We start from the raw sequence: 15,842 nt of genomic DNA on the forward strand, positions 1-15,842 counted from the left end.
CAACCGCCCTACCGTAGCGCCGCCGCCCGTCAGCCGCCCGTCGCGCTGGCCACCGTCGAGCCGTCCGGGTGCTCGTGCTCGACCGCCATGACGTCCCGGTCGGGGTGCTGCTCGCTGAAGCCGATCAGGTCGGCCGCCCCGAGGTCGAAGATCGCACCCTGCGGCAGGGCGTGCACGACCGCGCCGCTGACGAGCAGTGGGGCGTCCTCGGCGGCCTCGTGCGCGTCGGTGACCGCCCGGCGACCGTCGATGACGAAGACCGACCCGGTGCCGAGTACCGTGACGAGCCGGCCGTCGGTGACCTCGGCGGCGGTGTCCTCGTCGATGCCGAGGCCCAGCAGGTTCGGTGAGCCGGCCACCAGGGACAGCAACCGTCCGTAGCGCGTGCGCTGGGCGAAGTGCTGATCGACGATCACCTCGGGCAGCAGCCCGAGGCCGCTGGTCAGCTGGCTGGAGCGCTGGCGCGGGGTGATGCCCTCCTCGCCGAGGGAGATCATGAAGGTGCTCATGATCGAGGCGCCCGCGGAGGTGCCGGCGACCACGGCGCCACGGTCGTGCGCCCGCGTGATGGCGCGACCGAGCGCGGTGCCGACGACGAGCTGGGCCAGCTTGAGCTGGTTGCCTCCGGTGAGGAACACGCCGCTCGCCCGGTCCACGACCGCAGCACCGCTCGACGGGTCCTCGCGGTCGGCCTCGATGCGGCTCGCCACGTCGACCGAGTCGACCGATGCTGCGCCCAGCCGGCGGAACACCGAGCCGTAGACCTCGACGGCCTCGTCGGCGAACGAGCTGGCGGTCGGGATGACGACGATCCGGGCGTCGGTGCCGCCGGCGAGCTCGATGAACCGGCGCAGCACGCTCGCCTCGCCCAGCTTGTCCTCGGCGCCGCCGATGATGAACAGGGAGCGACGGGTGGGTGCGGTGGACATGACCCCGAGGGTACGGAACCTGGCGCGGGAGCGTCCGCAGTGTCTACGGTGTGGCGGCTACCGTGTGGCGCCGTCGGCTTCCTCGATCTCCTCGCGGGTGACGCCGAGCAGGAACAGGACGGCGTCCAGGTAGGGGACGTTGAGCGCGGTGTCGGCCTGCGCGCGCACGGTCGGCTTGGCGTTGAAGGCGACGCCGAGGCCCGCGACGGCGAGCATGTCGAGGTCGTTGGCACCGTCGCCGATCGCGACCGTGCGGCTGAGCGGCAGCCCCTCGGCCTCGGCGAAACGACGCAGTGCGCGGGCCTTCTCGGCGCGGTCGACGACGTCGCCGAGGACGCGGCCGGTGAGCCGGCCGTCGACGACCTCGAGCCGGTTGGCGTGCGCGTGGTCGATGCCGAGCTCGGCGGCGAGCGGCGCCACGACTTCGATGAACCCCCCGGACACGACCGCCACGGTGAAGCCGAGCCGCTTGAGCGTGCGCACCAGGGTCCGCGCGCCGGGGGTGAGCCGGACGGCCGCGCGGACCTCGTCGATGACGGTCTCGGGCAGGCCGGCCAGGGTGGCCACCCGCTCGTGCAGGCTGGCGGTGAAGTCCAGCTCGCCACGCATGGCGCGCTCGGTCACGGCGGCCACCTCGGCCTCGCGACCCGCGTGGTGCGCCAGCAGCTCGATGACCTCGTCCTGGATCAGCGTGGAGTCGACGTCCATCACCACCAGGCGGCGCCCGTGCCGGGCCAGCCCGGCGGGGGAGACGGACACGTCGAAGCCCTCGCTCGCCGCGGCCGCGGCCAGCCTGCTGCGCAGCACCGCCGGGCTGACCCCGGACACCTGGTACTCGACGGTGGTGACCGGTCGACGCGACATCCGGCGCACCCGGTCGGCGTTCGCACCAAGGGTCGAGAAGAGGTCCGTCACGGTGGCCAGGTGCGTGGCGAGCAGCGGAGCGCCGAGCACGGTGACCACCGCCCGCTCGAGCGGCCGGGCCGCCTGGTCGCCCGTCCCGCGGCTCAGCGTGAGGTGGAGGTCGAGGTCTACGGCACGGGCGGTGAGCGCCGCCTCCACCCGGTCGGACGCCTCCGGCGAGAGGCCGCCGAGCAGCACCGCCAGCGTGATGTGGCCACGCACGACCACCTGCTCGACGTCCAGCACCTCGGCGCCCTCGGTGCCCAGCCCGCCGCCACCAACGACGTCACCGGCACCGACCGCCTCGCGCACCGCCGCGAACAGCGCGGCGGACAACCCGGGGCGGTCGGTGCCGGTGACGAGGACCAGCAGGGTGGGCTGCGCGGGGGTGGAGATCACGCGCTCACCGTAGCGAATGGGACTACTTGTCGACGACGACACCCTTGCCGACGACGGTGATGCCCGACTCGGTGACGAAGAAACCGCGCTCGAGATCGGCGTCCTTGTCCACACCGATCATGACCCCGTCACCCACCACGACGTTCTTGTCGAGGATCGCCTTGTGGACGGTCGCGTTGCGGCCGATCACGACGTTGTCGAAGAGGACGCTGCCCTCGGCGAGGGAGAACGAGTGCAGCCGGACCTCCGGACCGAGCACCGACTCGGTGACCTGCGCACCCGAGGCGACGACGCCGGCGCCGATGACCGAGTTGGCGACCTCGGCGGCTCGCCCGGCCATGCCGGTGACGAACTTCGCCGGCGGCAGGGACGGCATGTGCGTGAAGATCGGCCACTCGGAGTTGTAGAGGTTGAAGACGGGGTCGAGGGACACCAGCTCCATGTGCGCGTCGTAGTAGGAGTCGAGCGTGCCGACGTCGCGCCAGTAGCCGTGGTCGCGCTCAGTCTCGCCGGCGACGTGGTTGTTCTTGAAGTCGTAGACATGGGCGTCACCCGCGTCGACGAAGGCCGGCACGATGTCGCCGCCCATGTCGTGCTTGGTGTCCTCGCGCGACTCGTCGAGCTTGAGCGCCTCGATCAGCTTGTCCGTGTCGAAGACGTAGTTGCCCATCGAGGCCAGGATCTCGTCGGGGTTGTCCGGCAGCCCGTCGACCGTCTTCGGCTTCTCGAGAAAGGCGCGGATCGCGGTGTCGCTGCCCGGCTGGACGTCGATGACGCCGAACTGGTCGGCCATCGACTTGGGCTGGCGGATCGCCGCGACGGTGCAGCCGGCCCCGGTGTCGATGTGCTGGGCCACCATCTGGGAGAAGTCCATCCGGTAGATGTTGTCGGCGCCGGTCACGAGGACGATGTCGGGCTGCTCGTCCTGGATCAGGTTGAGGCTCTGGAAGATCGCGTCGGCCGACCCGCGGTACCACTCCTTGCCGATGCGCTGCTGGGCGGGCACGTTGGTGACGTAGTTGCCGAGGAGGGTGGACATCCGCCACGTCTGCGCGACGTGCCGGTCGAGGCTGTGCGACTTGTACTGGGTCAGGACGACGACCTTGAGGTAGCCGGAGTTGACCACGTTGCTCAGCGCGAAGTCGATGAGCCGGTAGTTGCCGGCGAACGGGACCGCCGGCTTGGCCCGGTCTGCGGTGAGGGGCATGAGTCGCTTGCCCTCGCCACCGGCGAGGACGATGGCGAGCACTCGCTTGGAAGCGCGTCGGTTGTACATGTCAGCAACACTATTCGGCGCCACCGCTCGCCACCACAGCAGTGGCGCGTTAGCGTCCTCGCGTGAGAGTAGACATCCTGAGCAAGGAGTACCCCCCGCAGATCTACGGTGGTGCGGGAGTTCACGTCAACGAGCTCGTCCGGGCGCTGCGCGCCCGCGGCGACATCGATGTCCGGGTGCGGTGCTTCGGCGGCCCGCGCGACGAGGCGGGCACCACGGGCTACCGCGATCTGCCCGAGCTGGCCGACGCCAACCCGGCCATCTCCACGATGGGCACCGACCTGCAGATGGCCGGTGACATCGCCGGTGCCGACCTGGTGCACTCGCACACGTGGTACGCCAACTTCGGCGGACACGTCGGCTCGTTGCTCAACGGGATCCCGCACGTCATCAGCGCGCACTCGCTGGAGCCGCTGCGGCCGTGGAAGGCCGAGCAGCTCGGCGGCGGCTACCGACTCTCCTCGTTCGTCGAGCGCTCCGCCTACGAGGGCGCTGCCGCGATCATCGCGGTGAGCGCCGGCATGCGGGCCGACGTCCTGCGCTCCTATCCCTCGGTCGACCCCGACCGGGTCAAGGTCGTGCACAACGGCATCGACTCGACCGACTGGGCCCGCAAGGAGGACCCGGCGGTGCTCGAGCGCCTCGGCGTCTCGTCCGAGCGCCCGTCCGTCGTGTTCGTCGGCCGGATCACCCGCCAGAAGGGCCTGCCCTACCTGCTGCGCGCGGCCGCCAAGCTGCCGCCGGAGGTCCAGCTCGTCCTCGCGGCGGGCGCGCCCGACACCCCCGAGATCAAGGCCGAGGTCGAGGCGCTCATCGACGAGCTGAAGAAGACGCGCGACGGCGTCGTGTGGATCGCCGACATGCTGCCGCGCAACGAGGTCGTCGCGCTGCTGAGCAACGCCACGGTGTTCGCGTGCCCCTCGATCTACGAGCCGCTCGGCATCGTGAATCTCGAGGCGATGGCCTGCGAGGCGGCGGTCGTCGCGACGGCGACCGGCGGCATCCCGGAGGTCGTGGTCGACGGCGAGACCGGCTGGCTGGTCCCGATCGAGCAGGTCGAGGACGGGTCGGGCACGCCCGTCGACCCCGACACGTTCGTCGACGACCTCGCCGCCGCCCTCACCGAGGCGTGCAGCGACCCCGCCCGCGCCCGTGCGTTCGGCCAGGCCGGTCGGCGCCGCGCGGTCGAGCACTTCTCCTGGGCGAGCATCGGCGACAAGACCCTGGAGGTCTACCGCAGCGTGCTCGACTCCTGACCCCAACGGGATCCCACGGGCCCCTGGCCCACCGCCCACCCATCCCCGACAGAAGGTAGATCCCCATGAGCGAGCACGGCGCAATCCCCGACGGACCGTCGATCTATGACGACGACGAGTCCGCACCGGTCCCCATCAAGGTGGCCGCCGTCGCCGCGCTCGGAGGTCTGCTCTTCGGCTACGACTCCGCCGTGATCAACGGCGCGGTGGCGGCCATCGAGCGGCAGTTCCACGTCGACTCAGCCAGCCTGGGCTTCGCGGTCGCCTCGGCCCTGCTCGGTGCCGCCGCCGGTGCCATGACGGCCGGCAACATCGCCGACCGGATGGGCCGGCTCGCGACCATGAAGGTCGCGGCCGTCCTGTTCCTCGTCAGCGCCCTCGTGACCGGGCTCGCCCCGTCCCTGTGGATCGTGGTCCTCGGCCGCATCATCGGTGGTCTCGGCGTCGGTCTGGCCTCGGTGATCGCCCCGGCCTACATCGCGGAGATCTCACCGGCGCACGTCCGTGGCCGGCTCGGGTCGCTGCAGCAGCTGGCCATCGTGCTCGGCATCTTCTTCTCGTTCCTGGTCAACTACGCGATGCAGCGCATGGCCGGGTCGGCGAGCAACACGCTGTGGCTCGGGCTGCCGGCGTGGCGCTGGATGTTCCTGGCCATGGCCGTCCCGGCGCTGGTCTACGGCATCTTGTCGCTGACGATCCCCGAGTCACCGCGCTACCTGATCGCGAAGGGCGAGGACAGCCAGGCGCGCAAGGTGCTGCACGGGCTGCTCGGCTCGCGCGGGCTGGACGAGAAGATCCGGCAGATCCGGATCACCCTCAACAAGGAGACCAAGCCGTCCTGGGCCGACCTACGTGGCCCCGCGATGGGGCTGCTGCCGATCGTCTGGGTCGGCATCTTCTTGTCGGTCTTCCAGCAGTTCGTCGGCATCAACGTGATCTTCTACTACTCCAACATCCTCTGGGAGGCCGTGGGATTCGACGAGTCCCACTCGTTCACGATCTCCCTGATCAGCTCGATCATCAACGTGCTCACCACGCTGATCGCGATCGCCACGGTCGACAAGGTCGGCCGCAAGCCGCTGCTGCTCGTCGGTTCCATCGGCATGACCGTCACGCTCGGCATCATGGCGTTCGTGTTCTCGACCGCCAAGGTCGTCAACGGGGCGCCGGTGCTCGAGGGCTGGCAGGGTCCGGTAGCCCTCGTGGCCGCGAACCTGTTCGTCGTCTCGTTCGGCATGTCCTGGGGCCCGATCGTCTGGGTGCTCCTCGGCGAGACCTTCCCCAACCGCATCCGCGCGGCGGCCCTGTCGCTCGCCGCGGCGGCGCAGTGGGCGGCCAACTGGCTCATCACCGTGTCCTTCCCCGGTCTGAAGGACATCTCGCTGGGGCTCGCCTACGGGTTCTACGCGTTCTGCGCGCTGGCGTCGTTCGTGTTCGTGCTCAAGTGGGTCCGTGAGACCAAGGGCATGGAGCTGGAGGAGATGCACTCCTGAGCGCCGGTCAGGCGCGCAGCTGCAGGGCCGCGACGTTAGTCGCGACCTCCAGGGCCTGGTCGGCCTCCGCCGCCAGCCGGGCCAGCGCGGCTGCGCGCCGCTCGCCGGTCGTGGCGACGAGCGACGGGTCCGGCTCCGTGGCCGCCAGCTCGGCGATGGTGGCCACCGTGCCGGCCAGCGTGAGCAGGTCCAGCGCCGGCGCCGGGATCCCGTCCGGCAGCGCCCAGCGCCCCGAGCGCAGCGCCGAGTCCGCGCGGGTGCGGGCGGACTGCGACCCCCACACCGCGCCGATGTCGTCGAGCACCTCGATCGAGGACAGCACGGTGGCGCGCAACGAGCGCTCGGCGTCGCGCACCGACAGCATCTCGAGCCGGTGCGCCGGCACCGGCTCGCAGTCGTAGACCTCCGCCCGCACCACCGTTCCCCCGTCGCCCGCGGCGACGCCGTGGCCGAACTGCTCGATCCGCGGCACCAGGGCCGCACCGATCGCCGGCACATAGACGCACTCGCCCACCTCGGTGGCGGCCGCGGTCAGCTCCGCCGAACCGCGCGGCAGGCCCGCCGTCCGCCCGGGGGCGGGCAGCGCGACGAGCAGCACCCGCTCGCCGAGGTCCCGCCAGAGGCGCAGCGGGGCGATCACCTCGGTGACGTCGTCGAGGTCGGGGGCGGCCCGCTCGACCGCCTCCTCGAGGGTGCGGGACCCGGGGCCGTGGGAGGCGCCGGCGAGCGCGGCCGTGCCCCACAGGGCCAGTCGCACGCTGTAGGGAAGCTCGGGCACGCCCTCAGGCTACGGCGCAGCGAGTCTCGTTGGGTCGAGGCGCATCCGGTGCCCTAGGGTCGGATCCATGAGCGATGTCCTCGAGTTCGCCGGAGTCACTGTCGTCCGGGGTCACAACACCCTGCTCGACGAGGTCGACTGGGAGATCGAGGAGGGCCAGCGCTGGGTGGTGCTCGGCCCCAACGGAGCGGGCAAGTCCACCCTGCTCAACATCGCCTCCGCCCGGATGCACCCCACTCGCGGTGTGGCGGGGATCCTCGGGGACGTGCTCGGCGCGGTCGACGTCTTCGAGCTGCGGCCGCGCATCGGCTTCGCCTCCGCAGCGATCGCCGAGCGCATCCCGGGGGACGAGCTGGTCCGCGACGTGGTGCTGACCGCGTCCTACGGTCGGATCGGCCGGTGGCGGGAGGACTACGACTCGTTCGACGCCGGTCGGGCCGACGAGCTGCTCGCCGCCCTCGGGGTCGACCACCTCGCGGACCGTCGCTTCGGCACCCTGTCCGAGGGCGAGCGCAAGCGGGTGCAGATCGCCCGCGCCCTGATGACCGACCCCGAGCTGCTGCTGCTCGACGAGCCGGCCGCCGGTCTCGACCTCGGCGGCCGCGAGGACCTCGTCGCGCGGCTGGCCGACCTCGCGGCCGACCTTGCCGCACCCGCGCTGGTCCTCGTCACCCACCACGTCGAGGAGATCCCGCCCGGCTTCACCGACGTGCTGCTGCTGCGCGACGGCAAGGTCGTCGCGGCCGGGCCGATCGAGCTCACCTTGACCGCCAAGAACCTCTCGGCCACGTTCGGCCTGCCACTCGAGCTGGAGCAGCACGGCGAGCGCTACTCCGCCCGGGCGGTCGCACCCGCCCAACCCTGACCCAGCGGCTGCGGGGATCAGCCGTCGGGAACCACCTGAGCGCCCCACTCGTCGCATCAGTAACACACGCGCCAAGCCCACAACGGTGGCACGGCCAACGGTGGCCTAGGAGGTCGGCATGGAATGGTTCGCTGAGAACGGATGGCTGGCCTGGGTCGGGCTGGCCCTGGTCCTCGGAGCCATCGAGGCTGCGAGCGTCGACTTCTTCTTCATCATGTTCGCCGGCGGGTCGCTGGCGGGTGCCGTCGCCGCAGCGCTCGGGGCCGGATTCGCGCTCCAGGTCGTCGTGGCCGTCGTCGTCTCGGTCGGCCTGCTGGCCGGCGTCCGGCCGCTCGTCAAGAAGCGGTTCGCCTCCGCCCACGAGCTGTCGATCGGGGCCGGCTCCTACGTCGGTCGAGATGCCGCGGTGGTCGAGACGGTGACGCCCTCGAGCGGGCGGGTCAAGCTTGCGGGGGAGATCTGGTCGGCGCGCTCGGCGCCCGGGTCGCCCCCCATCGGTCCGGGTCAGCAGGTCCGGGTCATCTCCATCGAAGGGGCCACCGCCGTCGTCGCCGACGCCGAGGGTCTCGAAAGGATCTGAGCCATGCCGACTCTCATCGTCCTGGGACTCTTGGTCGTCTTCGCGGTCGTCATCATCGCCCGGACCATCAAGATCGTCCCCCAGCAGACGGCGCTGATCATCGAGCGTCTCGGTGGCTACTCGCGCACCTTGACCGCAGGCATCCACCTGCTCGTGCCCTTCATCGACAAGGTCCGCGCCAACATCGACCTGCGTGAGCAGGTCGTGAGCTTCCCGCCGCAGCCGGTGATCACCTCCGACAACCTGGTCGTCTCGATCGACACGGTCATCTACTACTCGGTGATCGACGCCAAGTCCGCGGTCTACGAGATCGCCAACTTCATCCAGGGCATCGAGCAGCTCACCGTCACCACCTTGCGCAACGTCATCGGCTCCCTCGACCTCGAGCAGACGCTGACCTCGCGCGACCAGATCAACCAGCAGCTGCGCGGCGTCCTCGACGAGGCCACCGGCAAGTGGGGGATCCGCGTCAACCGGGTCGAGCTCAAGGCCATCGACCCGCCGCACTCGGTGCAGGACTCGATGGAGAAGCAGATGCGGGCCGAGCGTGACCGCCGCGCCGCGATCCTCACCGCCGAGGGTGTCAAGCAGTCGCAGATCCTCACGGCCGAGGGTGAGAAGCAGTCGCAGATCCTGCGCGCCGAGGGTTCGGCGCAAGCCCGCATCCTCGAGGCCCAGGGTCAGGCGCGCGCCATCACCCAGGTCTTCGAGGCCATCCACCGCGGCAAGCCCGACCAGAAGCTGCTGGCCTACCAGTACCTCCAGGTGCTGCCGCAGCTGGCCCGCGGCGACGCCAACAAGCTGTGGGTCATCCCGTCCGAGCTGACCGAGGCCCTCAAGGGCATCGGGTCCGCCCTCGGCGGCAACGACGGCAAGGGTGGCGGCTGGGACGACTCGGAGCCGTGGTCGCCGTCGGACACCCCGCCGGCCGAGGACGTCTTCGCCTCGACGACCCTCCAGGACCCGGCGGAGGCGCTGCGCGAGGCGCGTCAGCAGGCCGAGAGCTCCGAGCGCGAGGCCGAGGGCCACACCAACCCGGTGCGCTCTCGCGGTCACGCGCCGGCACCCGTAGAGCCGGTCGCGCCCGCCACGGCGGCGCAGCCCACGGTCGCGCCCGCGCAGCCCGTGCAGTCCGACGTGGAGTCGCTGCAGCCCGGCGTCGAGCAGACCGACGTCACCACCGAGCTGACCGACCGGCCCGACCAGAGCGAACCGCCCAGGTCCTGACCGCTCGACCGACACCCGGCCCCCTGCCTCTAGGGTGGCCGGGTGTCGTTGTTCGAAGCCCTGGTGATCGTGCTCGCCGGCCTGCTGGCCGGCACCATCAACACCGTCGTCGGCTCCGGCACCCTGATCACCTTCCCGACCCTGCTGTTCTTCGGCTACGCCCCGGTCGCCGCCAACGTTTCGAACACCTGGGGCCTGGTGGCCGCGGCGATCACGGGCGCGTGGGGCTACCGCCGCGAGATCCGCGAGACCCGCCACCAGATCGTCCAGCTGCTGCCGATGTCGATCATCGGCTCGATCATCGGCGCCCTGCTGCTGCTCGCGCTGCCCGCCGCGGCGTTCGACGCGATCGTGCCGGTGCTCATCGCCCTCGCGCTGTTGCTGGTCGTCTTCGGTGGCCGGCTGAACGCGTGGGCGCAGCGCCACCGCGTCGAGGCTGAGACCGGGACCAAGACCGGGGGAGCGGCCACGGGCGCGGTCGGTGGTCCGGCGCTCTCGCGCGGCCGCCGGCTCGCCCTGCTGGGCGGCGTGTTCTTCGGCGGGATCTACGGCGGCTACTTCGGGGCGGCCCAGGGCGTGCTCGTCATGGGGGTCATGAACGTCCTGCTGCCGCTGTCGCTGCAGCACCTCAACGCGATCAAGAACATCCTCACCCCGTGCGCCAACCTGGTCGCGGCGATCGTCTTCTTCTTCGTCGCACGCGACCAGATCAACTGGGCGGTGGCCGGACTCATCGCGCTCGGCGCCTTCGGCGGCGGCTGGGTCGGAGCGCGAGTAGGCCGGTCGCTGTCACCGCAGGCGCTGCGCGCCACCATCGTCGTGATCGGGCTGGTGGCGATCGCCAAGCTCGTCGTCTTTCCCTGACCAGTAGCCTGAGCCGGTGCCGATCGAGATCACCGACCTTCGCGACGAACGGCTCGCGGACTATACCTCCCTCACCGACGTGGCGCTGCGCCGCAAGCTGGAGCCCGAGCGAGGGCTCTACCTCGCCGAGAGCGAGAAGGTGATCCGCCGGGCGCTGGCCGCCGGGCACCGGCCCCGCTCGCTGCTGATGGCGCGGCGCTGGCTGACCGATCTCGCCGACGTCGTCGCGGACGCCGAGCGCGACGACGTGCCCGTCTTCGTCGGGGACGCCGCCGTGGTCGACGAGGTCGCCGGCTTCCACCTGCACCGCGGCGCGATCGCCGCCATGCACCGGCCCGAGCTGCCCTCGGTCGAGTCGGTGATCGCGTGTGCTCGTCGGGTCGTCGTGCTGGAAGACATCGTCGACCACACCAACGTCGGAGCGATCTTCCGGTCCGCCGCGGCCCTCGGCGTCGACGCCGTCCTGGTGACGCCGCGGTGCGCCGACCCGCTCTACCGGCGCGCGATCCGGGTGTCGATGGGCACGGTGTTCCAGGTCCCGTGGACGCGGCTGGGACAGTGGCCTTCGGGGCTGGACACCTTGCGGGACAACGGGTTTCACGTCGCGGCGATGGCGCTGTCCGAACGGTCCATCACCCTAGACGAGCTCGCCGCCGCAGCCGCACGACCGGCTCGCGCTGGTCATGGGCACCGAGGGCGACGGGCTGTCCAGACGGGCCCTCGCCGGCGCGGACACGGTCGTGCGGATCCCGATGGCCGGGGGCGTCGACTCGCTCAACGTCGCCGCGGCCAGCGCCGTCGCGATGTGGGCGCTGCGCTCGGCCTAGCGCAGCCCGAGGTGGTCGCCGAGCAGCGCGAGCGCGTCCGGCATCCACTCGTCCGGCTGGTCCGCGACCCGTCGGCGGAGCTCGGCGAGATCGACCCAGGCGCCCCAGTCGACCTCGCTCGGCTGGTGGCGGATCGGGCCGTCCCAGGTCGTCGTGAACAGGTGAGCCACGTAGCGCGTGGCCTGGTCCTCGAAGAACCCGGTGGCGAGCGGCTCCAGCGGTGCGCCGGTGATGCCCAGCTCCTCGGCGAGCTCGCGCTGGGCGGACGCCAGCGGTTCCTCGCCCGCCTGCAGCACGCCGCCGGCGCACAGGTCGTAGCGCCCCGGGTAGACGTCCTTGGTGGCCGTGCGCCGATGGATGTAGACCCGCCCCGCGGGGTCGCGGACCACGATGCCGGTCGCCGCGTGCAGCAGGTTGCGCCGCCGCACCTGCGAGCGCGGCGCGACGCCGATGACGGTGCCGTCGGGGGCGCAGAGGTCGACGACCTCCTCCGCCGGTCCGGGCACCCACTCGAAGGTCAGCTCGTCGCGGATCGGCACACCGTGCGCGTCGGCTGCGGGGATGTCCTTCCCGTGGGCGACGCGGGAGCGGTCGACGGCGTCGAGGTCGATCCGCGCCAGCCGCATGCCGCGCCGGGTGTAGAACCCGATGGCGCGCACGTTGTTGGCGGTCGTGACCAGGTAGGCGCGGGCACCCCGCTCGACGGCCAGCTCGAAGAACGCGTAGAGCAGGGCGGTCCCGGCGCCCGGTGCGAGGGAGTCGAGCGTGTCGGCTTCGAGCTCGGGCGCCTCGGGGGTGCCGGCGTCGCGCCAGGTCAGCAGCCCGACCGGGGCGCCGTCACGCTCGGCGACGAAGGCCGGCAGCGTGGTCGCGTCGAAGAGGTCGTCGTGCACGGCGATCTGCGACGACCCCCACGCCAGGGTGAGGGTCATCCGGATCCAGCGCCGGTCGCGGTCCGTCGCCGGTCGGACCGTGACCGCCGACGCGACGACCGACTCGACTGACGACTCGCCCGACGAGTCCACCGGCGCCGCCACGAGGGCTACCAGCTCTGGTGCAGCGGGCGGCCCTCGGCGTAGCCGGAGGCGCTCTGGATGCCGACGACCGCGCGCTCCGCGAACTCGGGGATCGTGCGCGCCCCCGCATAGGTGAAGGCGGAGCGCACGCCGGAGATGATCTGGTCGATCAGATCCTCGACGCTCGGGCGCGCCGGGTCGATGAACATGCGCGCGGAGGAGATGCCCTCCTCGAAGAGCGCCTTGCGGGCCTTGTCGAAGCCGGAGTCGGCCGCGGTGCGGTTGCGCACGGCGCGCTTGGAGGCCATCCCGGACGACTCCTTGTAGAGCCGCCCGCTGGGGTCGCGCTGCACGTCACCGGGCGACTCGAAGGTGCCGGCGAACCACGAGCCGATCATCACGTTGCTCGCGCCGGCCGCGAGGGCGAGCGCCACGTCCCGGGGGTGCCGGACCCCGCCGTCGGCCCAGACGTGAGCGCCGAGCTCGCGCGCCGCCGTGGCGCACTCGAGCACGGCCGAGAACTGCGGGCGGCCTACGCCGGTCTGCATGCGGGTGGTGCACATCGCGCCCGGGCCGACGCCGACCTTGACGATGTCGGCACCGGCGGCCACCAGGTCGCGGACGCCGTCGGCGGAGACGACGTTGCCGGCGCACACCGGCACCGTCGCCCCGGTCGAGCGCACCGCCTGCAGGGCGTCGATCATCTTGGCCTGGTGGCCGTGGGCGGTGTCGACGACCAGCAGGTCCACCCCGGCCTCGACCAGGGCGGACGCCTTGGCGGCGACGTCGCCGTTGACCCCGACGGCGGCGGCGACCCGCAGCCGGTCGGCGTCGTCGATCGCCGGCTCGTAGACCGTGGAGCGCAGCGCCCCCTGCCGGGTCTGCAGCCCGACCAGCCGGCCGCCGCGGTCGATCACCGGGGCGAGCCGGTGGTGGCTCGCCTGCAGCCGGTCGAACGCCTCCTGCGGCGTGATCCCCATCGGCAGCGTCATCACCTCGGTCGTCATCACCTCACGGACCTGGGTGAAGCGGTCTACGCCGACCAGGTCCGCCTCGGTGACCAGCCCGACGGGCCGGTCGTCCTCGACGACGATGGCCGCGCCGTGGGAGCGCTTGGTGAGCAGGCCGAGGGCGTAGCCACAGGTGTGGTGCGGCTTGATCGTGATCGGCGTCTCGTAGACCAGGTCACGCGCCTTCACCTCGGCGACGACGTCGGCCACGATCTCGGTAGGGATGTCCTGGGGGAGCACGGCGAGGCCGCCACGGCGGGCGACCGTCTCGGCCATCCGCTTGCCAGAGACGGCCGTCATGTTGGCGACGACCAGCGGGATCGTCGTCCCGCTGCCGTCGTCGGTGCGCAGGTCGACGTCCAGCCGCGAGGCGACGTCGGAGCGGCTCGGCACCATGAACACGTCGTCGTAAGTGAGGTCGTGGGTTGGCGCCAGGCCGTTGAGGAAGTGCACCGCCACACGATAACTGAGTGCACGAGACGAGCCCCCGCCGGACCAGGTCCGGCGGGGGCTCGCTGACGTGCTGTCTCAGTGAGACAGACGACTCAGGCGACTCAGACGTCGACCTCGGAGAGCAGGGCCGGCACGTTGTCGGCGGAGGTGGCCGCCTCGAGCCGCGCGACCTTGGCCTCGTCGAGGAAGATGCCGGCGAGCTGCTGCAGCAGCGCGAGGTGGTCGTCGCCCATGCCGGCGATGCCGACGGCGAACTTCACCTCGTTGCCGTTCCAGTCGATGCCCTGCGGGTAGCGGACGAACGACAGCGTCGTCTTCTTGATCGCCGACTTGGCCTCGTTGGTGCCGTGCGGGATGGCGAGCAGGTTGCCGACGTAGGTCGACACCGAGCGCTCGCGCTCGTGCATGGCGTCCACGTAGGACGGGTCGACCGAGCCGCTCGCCACGAGCAGGCGACCGGCCTCGGTGATGGCCTCGTCCCGGCTGCGGGCCGAGCCCTCGAGCACGATCGACTCGCGGCTGAGCAGGTCCGAGGTGGCCGGACCGGCGGCAGCACCGGCACCAGCGGCAGCACCCGCAGCACCCGCAGCAGGGGCCGCCGCAGCGGCGTGCTGGTCGGTGCCACCGTCACGGTTGGTCGACTCCAGCAGCTCGACGACCTGGTCGTACTTCGGGGAGTTTATGAAGTTGTCGACCGTGACGAGGACGGCAGAGGGCACCCGGGGACCGGCGCGGTCGGCGAGGTCCTGGTGGGTGATGATCAGGTCGAACTCGTCCTGCAGGTTCGAGATCGCCTTGTTGACGACGGTGACGTCGCCGAAGCCGGCGGCCTGGATCTTGCGGCGGAGCACCGAGGCGCCCATGGCCGAGGAGCCCATGCCGGCGTCGCAGGCGAAGACGATCTTGTGGATCGGGCCCTGGTGGTCGCCCGCGGCGACGGCACCCGCACTCGCAGCCGCACCTCCGGCAGCGGCGCCGCCGGTCAGCATGCTGGAGACGGACGACTTCTTGCCCTTCATCGACTCCATCTGCGCGGTGGCGGCCGAGAGGTCACCCGCGTCGTCGGACTTGTCGGTCTTGAGCAGCAGCGAGGCACGAGGTGGCCGGTGAGGTCGTCGAGGTCGGCGCCGAGGCCCTCGGTGGCTTCGCGGTGGGCGACCGCGTCCAGTCCATCGCCGCGGTGCCGTGCGGGGACTGCTACGAGTGCAAGAAGGGCTGGATGGAGGTCTGCCAGAACCAGACGTCCGTGGGCTACCAGTACGACGGCGGCTTCGCCGAGTACATGATCGTCCCCGAGCAGGTGCTCAAGGTCGACGGCCTGAACCGCATCCCGGACAACGTGGGCTTCGACGAGGGGTCCGCCGCCGAGCCCTTCGCCTGCGCCATCAACGCCCAGGAGCAGCTCGGCATCGAGGAGGGTGACTTCGTCGTCGTCTTCGGCGCCGGCCCGATCGGCTGCATGCACATCCGCATCGCCCGCGGCGTCCACAAGGCCGGCACCATCGTCCTCGTCGACGTCAACGCCGAGCGGCTGAAGATGTCGGCCGACGCCGTGCAGCCCGACGCCACGATCGACGCCTCGAAGGTCGACGTGGTCGCCGAGGTGATGAAGATGACCGACGGCCGCGGCGCCGACGTCATCATCACCGCCACCCCCGCCAACGTCACCCAGGAGCAGGCCATCTCGATGGCGGCCCGCAACGGCCGGATCTCGTTCTTCGTCGGCCTGCCCAAGAACGACCCCTACATCCAGTGCGACTCCAACCTCGTGCACTACCGCCAGCTGCACATCCACGGGGCCAACGGCTCGTCGCCGGCACACAACAAGCGGGCCCTCGAGTACATCTCGACCGGTCAGGTGCCGGTGAAGGACCTGATCACCAAGCACATCCCGCTCGAGGACGTGCTGCAGGCGTTCGACATCGTCGCTAAGGGCGAGGCCATCAAGGTCACCGTCGAGCCGTAG

At 71.3% G+C, this 15,842-nt stretch carries 14 protein-coding genes and 1 pseudogene; 8 read left to right on the top strand and 7 right to left on the bottom strand.

From position 1 onward, the window contains the following. Positions 1–29: 29 nt before the first annotated feature. Genes MM440_RS16000 through glgC form a run of 3 tightly spaced genes read right to left on the bottom strand, consistent with a single transcriptional unit; the run spans position 30 to position 3,507 of the window. Entirely contained in the window at positions 30–929 is a 900-nt protein-coding gene (locus MM440_RS16000) for a cyanophycinase (protein WP_241445971.1), read from the bottom strand. Between the two features lie 57 nt (positions 930–986). Beyond that, complete coding sequence (serB, locus tag MM440_RS16005) at positions 987–2,231, bottom strand: phosphoserine phosphatase SerB (RefSeq protein WP_241445972.1); 1,245 nt, start codon at positions 2,229–2,231, stop codon at positions 987–989. Between the two features lie 22 nt (positions 2,232–2,253). Further along, positions 2,254–3,507: a glucose-1-phosphate adenylyltransferase gene (gene glgC / locus MM440_RS16010; protein ID WP_241445976.1), complete on the bottom strand. Its 1,254-nt coding sequence runs from the start codon at positions 3,505–3,507 to the stop codon at positions 2,254–2,256. Positions 3,508–3,569: 62 nt separating this feature from the next. Here glgC and glgA point away from each other — a divergent pair, with 62 nt between their 5' ends. Both glgA and MM440_RS16020 read left to right on the top strand, forming a co-directional pair. Beyond that, a complete protein-coding gene (glgA, locus tag MM440_RS16015) occupies positions 3,570–4,763 on the top strand; it encodes a glycogen synthase (protein WP_241445978.1) in 1,194 nt (397 codons plus the stop codon). Positions 4,764–4,828: 65 nt separating this feature from the next. Then, a complete protein-coding gene (locus MM440_RS16020; protein WP_241445980.1) occupies positions 4,829–6,256 on the top strand; it encodes a sugar porter family MFS transporter in 1,428 nt (475 codons plus the stop codon). Between the two features lie 7 nt (positions 6,257–6,263). Here MM440_RS16020 and MM440_RS16025 read toward each other — a convergent pair whose 3' ends face one another. Next, positions 6,264–7,034, bottom strand: a complete 771-nt coding sequence (locus MM440_RS16025) for a hypothetical protein (RefSeq protein ID WP_241445982.1) — start codon at positions 7,032–7,034, stop codon at positions 6,264–6,266. A 67-nt stretch (positions 7,035–7,101) separates the two neighbouring features. On the opposite strand from MM440_RS16025, the gene MM440_RS16030 reads away from it, so the two are divergent. The 5 genes and pseudogenes from MM440_RS16030 to MM440_RS16050 all read left to right on the top strand — a co-directional run bounded on the left by MM440_RS16030 (position 7,102) and on the right by MM440_RS16050 (position 11,397). Further along, positions 7,102–7,899 (top strand): ABC transporter ATP-binding protein, encoded by a 798-nt coding sequence (locus MM440_RS16030; protein ID WP_241445983.1) that lies wholly within the window; start codon positions 7,102–7,104, stop codon positions 7,897–7,899. Positions 7,900–8,017: 118 nt separating this feature from the next. Continuing rightward, complete coding sequence (locus MM440_RS16035) at positions 8,018–8,479, top strand: NfeD family protein (protein ID WP_241445985.1); 462 nt, start codon at positions 8,018–8,020, stop codon at positions 8,477–8,479. 3 nt (positions 8,480–8,482) lie between these two features. Further along, entirely contained in the window at positions 8,483–9,706 is a 1,224-nt protein-coding gene (locus MM440_RS16040) for an SPFH domain-containing protein (RefSeq protein ID WP_241445987.1), read from the top strand. Positions 9,707–9,748: 42 nt separating this feature from the next. Beyond that, on the top strand, positions 9,749–10,570 hold the full coding sequence (locus MM440_RS16045; protein ID WP_241445996.1) for a sulfite exporter TauE/SafE family protein: 822 nt from the start codon (positions 9,749–9,751) through the stop codon (positions 10,568–10,570). A gap of 16 nt (positions 10,571–10,586) precedes the next feature. Then, positions 10,587–11,397 (top strand): annotated as a pseudogene (locus MM440_RS16050) (TrmH family RNA methyltransferase). Here MM440_RS16050 and MM440_RS16055 read toward each other — a convergent pair. The 3 genes from MM440_RS16055 to MM440_RS16065 all read right to left on the bottom strand — a co-directional run bounded on the left by MM440_RS16055 (position 11,394) and on the right by MM440_RS16065 (position 14,895). Further along, positions 11,394–12,329 (bottom strand): bifunctional GNAT family N-acetyltransferase/NUDIX hydrolase, encoded by a 936-nt coding sequence (locus MM440_RS16055; RefSeq protein WP_241445998.1) that lies wholly within the window; start codon positions 12,327–12,329, stop codon positions 11,394–11,396. The pseudogene MM440_RS16050 and the gene MM440_RS16055 sit on opposite strands and share 4 nt — an antisense overlap. Positions 12,330–12,439: 110 nt before the next feature. Beyond that, on the bottom strand, positions 12,440–13,876 hold the full coding sequence (locus MM440_RS16060; protein ID WP_241446006.1) for a GuaB1 family IMP dehydrogenase-related protein: 1,437 nt from the start codon (positions 13,874–13,876) through the stop codon (positions 12,440–12,442). Between the two features lie 101 nt (positions 13,877–13,977). Next, on the bottom strand, positions 13,978–14,895 hold the full coding sequence (locus MM440_RS16065) for a PTS sugar transporter subunit IIA (RefSeq protein ID WP_241446008.1): 918 nt from the start codon (positions 14,893–14,895) through the stop codon (positions 13,978–13,980). Positions 14,896–14,975: 80 nt separating this feature from the next. Here MM440_RS16065 and MM440_RS17475 point away from each other — a divergent pair, with 80 nt between their 5' ends. Next, complete coding sequence (locus MM440_RS17475; protein WP_241446021.1) at positions 14,976–15,842, top strand: zinc-binding dehydrogenase; 867 nt, start codon at positions 14,976–14,978, stop codon at positions 15,840–15,842.

The organism is Arsenicicoccus piscis (assembly GCF_022568835.1).
In the GTDB taxonomy this organism is placed as follows: Bacteria; Actinomycetota; Actinomycetes; order Actinomycetales; family Dermatophilaceae; genus Arsenicicoccus; species Arsenicicoccus piscis.

Bases quoted from the DNA above. Each gene is read 5' to 3' on its own strand.
- MM440_RS16035 (WP_241445985.1), top strand. From the start codon at position 8,018: ATGGAATGGTTCGCTGAGAACGGATGGCTGGCCTGGGTCGGGCTGGCC.
- MM440_RS16055 (WP_241445998.1), bottom strand. From the start codon at position 12,329: ATGACCCTCACCCTGGCGTGGGGGTCGTCGCAGATCGCCGTGCACGAC.
- MM440_RS16040 (WP_241445987.1), top strand. From the start codon at position 8,483: ATGCCGACTCTCATCGTCCTGGGACTCTTGGTCGTCTTCGCGGTCGTC.
- MM440_RS16065 (WP_241446008.1), bottom strand. From the start codon at position 14,895: ATGAAGGGCAAGAAGTCGTCCGTCTCCAGCATGCTGACCGGCGGCGCC.
- glgC (WP_241445976.1), bottom strand. From the start codon at position 3,507: ATGTACAACCGACGCGCTTCCAAGCGAGTGCTCGCCATCGTCCTCGCC.
- MM440_RS16030 (WP_241445983.1), top strand. From the start codon at position 7,102: ATGAGCGATGTCCTCGAGTTCGCCGGAGTCACTGTCGTCCGGGGTCAC.
- MM440_RS16020 (WP_241445980.1), top strand. From the start codon at position 4,829: ATGAGCGAGCACGGCGCAATCCCCGACGGACCGTCGATCTATGACGAC.
- MM440_RS16000 (WP_241445971.1), bottom strand. From the start codon at position 929: ATGTCCACCGCACCCACCCGTCGCTCCCTGTTCATCATCGGCGGCGCC.